Here is a 10,482-nt window from a genome sequence, read left to right as displayed (position 1 = left end):
GGAAAGAGGATACATGCGGTGGATTCGTTCGGTCAAGTTACTTGCCCAGCAGTTGGGAGCGAAAGTCGTATTTATGGGCGGTACAAGAACCCTCAACAATTTGAAGGCAGCCGTGAAGGCCAGCAAACCCGCAATAGATGCCGAGTACCTGCCAAGACCCACGATGACCGCATTTGAAAAGAACGAGGCAGGTATAGCCATAGATGATATGGTCGTGGTGATTCTGGCACGCAGAGGAACGGTATCCTACAGCAGCCAGCTGGATTATGTGCCACGGCTATTGTCCCGCAACTACAAGGAAAATAGCTTTATCATTATGTATCCCGAGCAGCACCCTGTCGTGTACCAGGATAACCAGTATAAAACGACAGGCTATACCAATGAAACAACCGCAAAGGAAAACTTTTAACTATGACCTGAATTTCGAAGAAACTGATTTCAGGAAGCACCCGGAGCTGTACCGCGTAGGCAAAGGCGAGCAGGGCGTGTTGCTGGTAGAGCCGTATAAGTCAGAGATACTGCCGTACTGGCGCTTCAGGACGCCCGAGATCGCACAGGAGTCATCGGATCAGATCTACCGGCTCTTTCTGGCGTACCTGCAGCAGGAAGACTTTGTGGGCGCGGATATGGCACGCAAGTACCTGCAGATGGGCTACACCCGCTCCAGGCGCTACGCCAACCACCGCTCCGGCAAAAAGTATGACGGACCCGTACAGGATGACAAAAAAGGGCAGAGCGGAGCGCACGGAAGGGAGGAATTGCCCCGGGAACAGGATCCTGTAAAAGCCGAATCGGCCAGGATATTCTGGGAGAAGTGGCAGGCGGCAAAAGAAAACGAAGACTACAAACGCATGCGGGAGGAATTTAAAAGCAGATACGAAGCAAAAAAAGAAAGAGGAAGAGATACAACTTAACCTTTTGCTGCCGAAATTAGTAAATCACTTATCTTTGCAACAAGAAAACCAACTAATAGCATGATCAACAAAGAAGTCAGGTTAGGCAAAGGACTTGGGAAAATCAAGTTTGGCCTCACAATGGAAGAAGTAGAGGAACTGCTGGGCGAGCCTGAAGAAATAGAAGAGTCTGATGAAGAAGATGAATTCGAGCATCAGGCCTGGAATTATTGGGAAGAAGGCTACTCGCTTTATTTTGACAAAGAAGACGACTACAGACTAAGCTGTATTGAAACAGCGAATCGTGACGTACAGCTGTGGAACGAGCGGGTGTTCGAGATGAGCCAGCAACAACTCAAGCAGCTCTTCGCCGATCATGACATCACCGACATAGAAGAAGAAGAGATGGAAACAGGCGAAACACGCATTTCTTACGAAAAAGAGATGATCGACCTGTACTTTGACGAAGACCAACTGATCGCCATCAACTTCGGTGTCTTCATCAACGACGACCTTGAGGTTGTTTGGCCAGAGAAATAAAAAGCTTGATATATTAAAAGGCATCCCGGTCTGTATGAACAGGCCGGGATGTTTTGTTTTATACCTGTAGGGAAGGTATAGTATGTGCTCGTGAAGCCAGGGAGCGCACCGGGTGCTGTGGAAAACGGACCGGAAAAGCGCAGAGCAGTAGCGTAAGGGATAAGTTATGTGCCGAATATGAACAGCAGAAGCAACCGATGCTAGAGGCTGTTAAAGCAAAAGGCCTGGCAATTGCCAGGCCTTTTGCTTTCTTATCACGAAGGATGCTGTCTTACTTAAAAAAGAAGCTCTTCACCTCTTCTTGCATGACCGGGTTGATGGCAATGGCAAGTATAAGCGAGATGATCAGACCAATGGTAACAGAAAGGACATCTTTCCCTATCAGCCGGAATGTTTTGGCAAATTTTTCGGAGCTGTCGTGGGCACGCAGGCGCATACCTAACTCACGGCCGGCAAGCAGACCAACAAACACCCAGGTCGTACTCATAGGGATGTTGTTCACTTCTTTGAAGTAGTAAAGTATCAGCGCATACACCAGGTCAATGATAGTAGCGCTGCGGACATCCCGTACTTCCGATTTCTCATTGATTACGTTCTGGATCTTATCGCCCTTCTTATAGAAAAGGAAACCTAAACCCAGGAAGATAAAGCCGGTAAAGACAAGGAACTCATACACGTTCAGTTGGCGTGGCAGGTATACGGCAATGTTAGCCAGGTCCTGGGCCAACCAGATATACCACAGGAAACCACTGATCATCCATTGTGCAACTGTCCAGAAAGCGTGCGCTTCCCCTTTAATGAAGCGCTTGATTACTTTTGAAAGCACCACGTAAATAATAAACGCAGAGATAAATGCCAGTAGATAGCCTGAAAAGCTTTTACTGATCATACTGACAACCGTGCCGGAGGTAGCTGAAAAAACGCTGAGCAGCATGAACGTAGTAGAAACCGGAATACGGAACCGGGTGAGCAACAACAGGATGATGGGCGAGGCCAGCTGCAGGTATACGAAGCTGGTCGGCGTCTGCTCAAGTCCTGGCGTGGCCAGACGCTGGTAGCTGACGTCTCCGTCAAAGATCACCCAGCTGTAGGTAACTGTGGCTATGAAAATAAGCCCCATAAAGAGCCATTGCCAGTACCATTTCTTGTCTTCGTTGGAGCCAATGAACGTGCCGATGGTCTGAATACTGTCGTTGGCGATGGCAGAGTAGCCCGCAAAGGCAAAACCAACCCACATGGCTATACCCGGGTAAGGATAAATAGCCCCTGCAGCAATCAGAGAGAAGGCAATAAAGTAAAGAAATTTTTTCTCCTTTTGAAGCGTGACATCGAGGAGGCTGTACCTTTTGGTGAACTTGTGGGGTTGAGCAGGTAAAACGTGCTTCGGGCCTTTTCTGGTTTTAGGCATTTTTTTGAATGAATTTGAAAAAACGACGCAAGTTATTACAAAATAGACAGCAGGAAAATTCAATGTTAAGAAATTACGAACAAATGCAAATTATACCGGATGTATCGGGTAGCGTCTAAATAACCTATTCTCTGTGAGTTAGAAACACAGGCAAAACCAAAAATCTATAAAACCCGTTTGGCATAATCCCACGCTAATCTTCTATCTTTGCGACATGGCGACACAAGAGAAAACCCCTGTAGAAAACGCACAATTGAAAGATATCATCTCGCACGCGAAAGAGTACGGCTTTGTATTCCCTTCGAGCGAGATATACGATGGCCTGCAAGCCGTGTATGACTACGGCCAGATGGGCGTAGAGCTGAAGAACAACCTCAAGAACCTGTGGTGGAAGTCCATGACGCAGCTGCACCAGAACGTGGTAGGGCTGGATGCATCCATCTTTATGCACCCGCTTACCTGGAAAGCATCCGGGCACATCGACAGCTTCAACGACCCGATGATCGACAACAAGGATTCGAAGAAGCGCTACCGTGCCGATGTCCTGATCGAAGAGAAAGCCGCGCAATATGAAGCCGACGGGCATTACGACAAAGCCAAAGAGCTGCTGGTCGAGATGGGCCGCCTGCTGGGCGCCGAAGAACTGGATGCTGTACGTGAGCTCATCATCCGGGAAGATATCAAATGCCCGATCTCCGGTACCACCAACTGGACCGAAGTACGTCAGTTCAACCTGATGTTCTCCACGCAGGTGGGTTCGGTGGCCGAAGATTCCAGCACCATTTACCTGCGCCCTGAAACGGCCCAGGGTATATTCGTAAACTTCCTGAACGTGCAGAAGACCGGCCGCATGAAGGTGCCGTTTGGCATCGCGCAGATCGGTAAAGCTTTCCGCAACGAGATCGTGGCGCGCCAGTTCATCTTCCGTATGCGGGAGTTTGAGCAGATGGAAATGCAGTTCTTCGTACGCCCTGGCACCGAGATGGAATGGTACAAGCATTGGAAAGAAGCCCGCAAGGCATGGCACCAGGCCATTGGTATACCTGCCGAAAGCCTGCGCTACCACGACCACGAAAAGCTGGCCCACTATGCCAACGCAGCCGTAGACATCGAGTTCAAGTTCCCGTTCGGCTTCAAAGAAGTGGAAGGTATACATTCCCGCACCGACTTCGACCTGACACAGCACCAGGAACTGAGCCGCCGCAAAATGCAGTACTTTGACAACGACCTGAACGAGGACGGAAAGCCTTACGGCAACTACATACCTTATGTGGTGGAGACATCGGTAGGGGCGGACCGCCTGTTCCTGATGACGCTGTGCAGTGCCTATACAGAAGAGGAGATCACCGAAGGAGACGCCACCAAGAGCCGTACCTTCCTGAAGTTCCACCCGGCATTGGCTCCGGTGAAGGCCGCTATCCTGCCGCTCACCAAAAAAGACGGACTCCCGGAAAAAGCAACCGAGATATTCGATGCCCTGAAGTACGACTTCAACATGATCTACGAAGAGCGTGATTCGATCGGCAAGCGCTATACCCGCCAGGACCTGATCGGTACGCCATTCTGTATCGCCATTGACCACCAGACCCTGGAAGACGACACCGTAACCGTACGTGACCGCGACACCAGAGAGCAGGTGCGTATGCCGATCAGCGAGCTGAAAAGCTACATCGACAAAGCCGTAAACTTCAAAAGCATTTTTGAGAAACTGGGCTAAAAACACCCAGTAGCATGCCAGTAAAAAGCCGGAGGTATACACCCCCGGCTTTTTGCTTTTTAAGGTATAGCGCTATCCTTACACTGGTGTAAATCTCTGGGTCCGTGCTTTCTTGTGTAACCGCAAGCATCCGCTTTACGGACTCGTTGCAACCATCAACGCCTTGTGGCAAGTGTATTGCTTTAAAATTAATGAAGCCTGAAGCCCACTTTCAGACTTAACTCTCACTAGAAAGTACCTGCTCAAAGCCAATTCAGAATAGAGATCCCGCTCAGCCTATACCTTGCAGGATGCCGGAATTTGTTCCAAATTTACTTAAAGTGCATTACTTATGTTAAGTAAAATAAATTAATTTTTGTGGAATAATCTCTAAAAACGGATAATTTAAAATTGTAAGATATTAACAGAGAAGGTATTAGCAGGTATAGGTAAACAAGATATCAACAGCATAAGCTACAGGAAAGCGATACTATAAAAGATAGCCGCTACAGGTATTGCAGATACAACAAAGCCAACATCAGAGCATTGGTCACGCCAAAAAACCTGCCAGAAACAGGAGGCGCTATACCTGGAAGTAGCACCTATACGTCTTGTTCTTGTAAGCGGAACAGTCCGCTTCAGACGAGCTTCTGGCAGCAAGACGGAGCCAAGTTGATTGACCGGAACGACTCTTTCCCAGCTTTCTGCTTAGCGTTCGCAATCAAGGAAAGAGGGGCTAAAGACTATCAGCATACTTTGACGAAAAACAGCCCGCTTACGGAACAAATCATAAAAAAACAGAAGAGCTATACCTTTAGAAAAGCCCACGCAGGTATAGCTTCCCCATAAAAACAGGACCCACCCACCCCAGACCTTCCTGGTTTGAATTCATAAAAAATTAAAATTTCGTACCTTTGCCAGATGACCACGCATCGTGCGGAATAAGATGGCCAGCTTTAGTACCAAGAACAAACAAAAGCTCATGGTCTGGTGCTTGTAGGGACTGTTATCTAGGCCTATTGAGCCAAAGATGGCAATGTACTGGTACTGATACACAGAGTAGCAGGTATACAGGCTGCAGAGCGGTGAGGAACTGAAAAAGCAGGCAGATGAAGGTGGACGAAGGCTTGTTTGTGAAGGAAGGAGGCAATACCATGACCTTCACCCGCAACGAGGCAGGCGCTGAAACCAAAATCAGCTCTTGTTCATTCCTGGCACGCATACCTTATCAACAAGTTGCAGTCGAGCCTACTAGGGGCGTTTGTGTTGGTAACTATTGTGATTGCTTTGTTGTTTAGATCAGCAAGGACAGTGATGCACTCCCTGATAATCAGGCTGATACCGTTATGGATAGAAGGCGGGATAACGGGATTTTCAACATACCGCTGAAGCCGGGCGCACGACGCTCATGATCCGTATCGTGCCGGGAATGGACATCGACGACTCGATGCACTTTCTGGCCAGGTTCCAAGGCAATTTGCCGGGAAACGGCTGCAACGTGAGCCGCGCCATCCCGAAGAGACTGGGGGAGGCAGGCATTAATTAAGGCCTATACCCGGGGCTTTCTGTTCCCTGGTTTTAAAAGGTTCGCCTTCTCCGGAATTGGCGGCAGCAAAGCCCCGGGCGTGCTGATATCGGTGCGTTTATTGATTGCATTATTATCAAACCTGATTATATTGCCAACTTTGCTGAGGAGCTTTGAAAGCGGCAAGTACAAGCGCGTACTCTACGCCTGGAGCAAGGGTACAAAGGGCTTGACCTGAATCAGCTAATTTGGAATTTGAAGAAGATTTACCGGAAGTAGTAAAGCTTAAAATGGCAAAGTATAACGAATACAAGAATCTGAATTACGCCCAGGTAGGCGAAGACGTACTGGCATTCTGGAAAGAGCACAGGATATTTCAAAAATCAGTTGATACACGGGCAGGGCACAAGCCTTTCGTGTTTTATGAAGGACCTCCTTCAGCCAACGGGACGCCGGGCATCCACCACGTGATGGCCCGCGCCGTGAAAGATATTTTCTGCCGCTACAAGACCCTGAAGGGATTCCAGGTAAACCGCAAAGGCGGCTGGGACACGCACGGCCTGCCGGTAGAGCTGCAGGTAGAGAAAGAGCTGGGCATCACCAAAGAGGATATCGGCAAGAAGATAACCGTGGAGGAGTACAACCAGCGCTGCCGCGACACCGTGATGCGCTTTAAGGACCAGTGGGATGACCTGACCGAAAAGATGGGTTACTGGGTGGACCTGGACAACCCCTACATCACCTTTGAGAATGAGTACATCGAGTCCTGCTGGGCACTGCTGAAGCGCCTGTATGACAAAGGTCTTTTATACAAAGGCTATACCATCCAGCCTTACTCACCAGGCGCCGGCACCGGTCTGAGCTCGCACGAGCTTAACCAGCCGGGCTGCTACAAGATGGTGAAAGATACCACCATTGTGGCGCAGTTTGAGGTGAAGAAGATCACCCGCAACATGTTCCTGTTTGAGTACGAAGAGGAGAAGGTATACTTCCTAGCCTGGACGACCACGCCCTGGACGCTTCCTGCCAACACGGCGCTGGCGGTGGGCAAAGGTATCAAGTACGTGAAGGTGCGTACCTATAACCCCTATACCTTCGAGCCGATCTCTGTTATACTGGCCAAAGACCTGGTCAGCCGTTTCTTCAATCCGAAAGCTGCTGACCTGGCCCTGACCGACTATAACACCGGCGACAAGCTCATCCCGTTCAAGCTAGTAGAAGAGTTCACAGGCGCCGACCTGGCAGGGGTGGAGTTTCACCAGCTGATGCCGTACGTGCAGCCCGACAAGCCGGCATTCCGGGTAGTGGTGGGTGACTTCGTGACGACAGAAGACGGTACCGGCATCGTGCATATCTCCCCAACCTTTGGTGCGGACGACTTCCGGGTAGCTGCCCAGAACGACATCCCGGCGCTGCTGGTAATGGACGAGAACGGCAAGCCTGCGCCTATCGTGGACAAGCAAGGCCGTTTTGTAAAGGAGATCACCGACTTTGCCGGCATGTACGTGAAGAATTACGACGGCCAGGACGAGTCTGCTGCAGATTACAAGCCGACCGACGTACTGATCGCCATCAAACTCAAAGAAGAGGGCAAAGCCTTTAAAGTAGAGAAATACGAGCACACCTACCCGCATTGCTGGCGTACGGACAAGCCGGTGCTGTATTACCCGCTGGACAGCTGGTTCATCAAAACTACGGCTGTGAAGGACCGGATGATCGAGCTCAACAAGACCATCAACTGGAAACCGGAATCGACGGGTACAGGCCGCTTTGGTAACTGGCTCGAGAACCTGGTGGACTGGAACCTGTCGCGCTCCCGTTACTGGGGTACGCCCCTGCCGATCTGGCGAACGGAAGACGGAGAGGAAGAGGTATGCATCGGATCTATCCAGCAGCTGAGCGAGGAGATAGACAGAGCGGTGGGAAAAGGCTATATGGACGCCTCCGTGGAGATCAACGATCTGCACCGCCCGTATGTGGACAACATCGTGCTGGTGAGCCCGTCCGGAAAGCCAATGTACAGAGAGACAGACCTGATCGACGTTTGGTTTGACTCCGGTGCTATGCCTTATGCACAGTGGCATTACCCGATCGAGAACAAAGATATCTTCGAACAGAACTTCCCGGCTGACTACATCGCCGAAGGCGTGGACCAGACGCGTGGCTGGTTCTTTACGCTGCACGCCCTGGCCGTTATGCTGGAGGATAGCGTGGCCTATAAGAACGTAATCGCCAACGGCCTCGTGCTCGACAAGAACGGCAACAAGATGAGCAAGCGCCTCGGCAACGCCATCGACCCGTTTGAGATGATCGGCAAGTATGGCCCGGATGCCGTGCGCTGGTACATGATCGCCAACGCGCCACCGTGGGACAACCTGAAGTTCAACCCGGAGGGGGTAGTAGAGACGCAGCGCCGTTTCTTCGGAACGCTGCAGAACACCTATTCCTTCTTCGCCCTATACGCTAACCTCGACAACTTTACCTTTGCCGAGGAAGACGTACCGTTGAAACGCAGAACAGAAAGTGACCGCTGGATCATCTCCAAGCTGAACACACTGGTCGTGGATGTGGATGCATACCTGAACGACTATGATCCGACCCGTGCGGCCCGTGCCATCCAGGATTTTGTGGTGGACGACCTGAGCAACTGGTATGTGCGCCTGAACCGCAAACGTTTCTGGAAAGGCGAGTACAACGAAGACAAGATCGCTGCCTACCAGACGCTTTATACCTGCCTGGAGACAATCGCCAAACTGATTTCTCCGATCGCGCCGTTCTATGCCGAGCAGCTGTACCGCGACCTGAACCATGTAAGCGGCAAGCACAAGGAAGAATCGGTACACCTGGCCTATTACCCGGAGGTGGAGCACACGGCGATCGACAAAGACCTGGAAGAGCGCATGGCGCTGGCCCAGACCATTTCGTCGCTGGTGCACTCACTGCGCAAGAAGCACTTCATCAAGGTGCGCCAGCCGTTGCAGCGTATCCTGATACCAGTACTCAATGAGCATACCCGTCACCAGATCCAGGCAGTGGAAGACCTGATCATGAGCGAAGTGAACATCAAGCACGTGGAGTACATCGACGACACCTCAGGTATCCTGGTGAAGAAGATCAAGCCGAACTTCAAGAAGCTGGGCCAGGTGTTTGGTCCGAAGATGAAGCTGGTGGCTGCTGCCGTGCAGCAGATGAATCAGGACGACATCGCCCACCTGGAGCGTGAAGGCGGTATCGAGCTGCAGATCAACGACGAGGAAACCGCTGTGCTGACGCCGGACGACGTGGAGATCTCTTCGGAAGACATCCCGGGATGGCTCGTAGCCAGCGAAGGCAGGCTGACCGTAGCACTGGACGTGACGATCACCGAAGAGCTGAAGCAGGAAGGCATCGCCCGCGAGCTGGTGAACCGTATTCAGAACCTGCGCAAGGACAGCAACCTGGAGGTACAGGACAAGATTCACATCATCATGCAGGCCTCTATCCCGGAGGTAAATGCTGCGGTGGATGTTTTCCGTGACTACATCCAAACCGAAACACAGGCACTGAGCCTTGATCTGGTGAATGACCTGACAACCGGTACGATCCTGGAAGTGGATGATTATCAGGTGAACATCCACATCCGTACGGAAGCGGTAAGTATAGCCTAATTTAAAAATAAGCCCCGGTTGGAAACCAGCCGGGGCTATACTTTATACCTTTATCCTGCTGGGGTTACACAAGGCCCATGCAGTCTAATTGAGAGAACATGAAATATTGGAAATACTACATGGCGGCTTTGATCGTCATCCTGATCGACCAGGCTGTGAAGCTCATCGTGCATTACAACATGGATATGGGCATGCCGGGAGAGATCGTTTTGCTGGGTGACTGGCTCAAGCTGCACTATACCCTGAATCCGGGTATGGCCTTTGGTGTTGAGATCGGCTCCGAGTATGGCAAGCTCATCCTGACGCTGTTCCGCCTGGTAGCAATGTTTGGTATAAGCTACTACCTCTACTACCTGGCGAAGACAAAAGCGCCCAAAGGGTTGATCTGGTGTATTTCCCTGATCCTGGGCGGTGCGGTCGGCAACCTGATCGACAGTACCTTTTACGGAGTATGGTTCGACAATGCCCTCTATGGTTCTTCCACGCCCTGGTTCCACGGGCAGGTGATCGATATGTTTTATGTAGATATATGGGAAGGCATTGTACCGAATTGGATACCCCTGCTGGGAGGCAAGCCCCTCTCGCTGTGGCCTATCTTCAACGTTGCCGACTCAGCGATTTTCATCGGGGTATTGATCATCCTTTTCAACCAGAAGCGCTTCTTTGCGCATCACGATGAGCCAAAGCATAAACCCGAAGCCGCCACAGAACAACAGGGACTGTAATAGCATATCAAAAAAAGGGATGCGGCAGGAAATACTGGATCGTCTCAA

Annotated in this window: 6 protein-coding genes and 1 pseudogene; 6 read left to right on the top strand and 1 reads right to left on the bottom strand. The window is 50.8% G+C overall.

Annotation, left to right across the window (positions count from 1 at the left end):
- The 3 genes and pseudogenes from OB13_RS11735 to OB13_RS11725 all read left to right on the top strand — a co-directional run.
- Positions 1–409: pseudogene (locus OB13_RS11735) on the top strand (cation:proton antiporter); the annotation flags it as partial.
- A complete protein-coding gene (locus OB13_RS11730; protein ID WP_461490355.1) occupies positions 381–914 on the top strand; it encodes a DUF4385 domain-containing protein in 534 nt (177 codons plus the stop codon). The pseudogene OB13_RS11735 and the gene OB13_RS11730, both read left to right, overlap by 29 nt.
- 60 nt (positions 915–974) lie before the next feature.
- Positions 975–1,433 carry a hypothetical protein gene (locus OB13_RS11725; RefSeq protein WP_461490354.1) on the top strand — a complete coding sequence of 153 codons (459 nt, stop codon included), beginning with the start codon at positions 975–977 and terminating at the stop codon, positions 1,431–1,433.
- Between the two features lie 271 nt (positions 1,434–1,704).
- Here the strand turns inward: OB13_RS11725 and OB13_RS11720 are convergent, their stop codons facing one another.
- Entirely contained in the window at positions 1,705–2,841 is a 1,137-nt protein-coding gene (locus tag OB13_RS11720) for a hypothetical protein (protein WP_461490353.1), read from the bottom strand.
- 214 nt (positions 2,842–3,055) lie between these two features.
- On the opposite strand from OB13_RS11720, the gene OB13_RS11715 reads away from it, so the two are divergent.
- The 3 genes from OB13_RS11715 to OB13_RS11705 all read left to right on the top strand — a co-directional run bounded on the left by OB13_RS11715 (position 3,056) and on the right by OB13_RS11705 (position 10,434).
- Entirely contained in the window at positions 3,056–4,558 is a 1,503-nt protein-coding gene (locus OB13_RS11715) for a glycine--tRNA ligase (RefSeq protein WP_461490352.1), read from the top strand.
- Positions 4,559–6,352: 1,794 nt separating this feature from the next.
- On the top strand, positions 6,353–9,709 hold the full coding sequence (gene ileS, locus OB13_RS11710; protein WP_461490351.1) for an isoleucine--tRNA ligase: 3,357 nt from the start codon (positions 6,353–6,355) through the stop codon (positions 9,707–9,709).
- Positions 9,710–9,807: 98 nt separating this feature from the next.
- The gene (locus tag OB13_RS11705) at positions 9,808–10,434 is read left to right on the top strand and encodes a lipoprotein signal peptidase (RefSeq protein ID WP_461490350.1); all 627 of its coding nucleotides are present in this window, start codon (positions 9,808–9,810) and stop codon (positions 10,432–10,434) included.
- The last annotated feature ends 48 nt before the right edge of the window (positions 10,435–10,482 follow it).

This window comes from Pontibacter sp. HJ8 (assembly GCF_054824225.1).
Note: the sequence above shows the minus strand (reverse complement) of the source record. Positions and strands in the feature narration are given on the sequence as shown.

Coding starts and splice junctions, on each gene's coding strand:
- OB13_RS11730 (WP_461490355.1), top strand. CDS start 381: ATGAAACAACCGCAAAGGAAAACTTTTAACTATGACCTGAATTTCGAA.
- OB13_RS11725 (WP_461490354.1), top strand. CDS start 975: ATGATCAACAAAGAAGTCAGGTTAGGCAAAGGACTTGGGAAAATCAAG.
- OB13_RS11720 (WP_461490353.1), bottom strand. CDS start 2,841: ATGCCTAAAACCAGAAAAGGCCCGAAGCACGTTTTACCTGCTCAACCC.
- OB13_RS11715 (WP_461490352.1), top strand. CDS start 3,056: ATGGCGACACAAGAGAAAACCCCTGTAGAAAACGCACAATTGAAAGAT.
- ileS (WP_461490351.1), top strand. CDS start 6,353: ATGGCAAAGTATAACGAATACAAGAATCTGAATTACGCCCAGGTAGGC.
- OB13_RS11705 (WP_461490350.1), top strand. CDS start 9,808: ATGAAATATTGGAAATACTACATGGCGGCTTTGATCGTCATCCTGATC.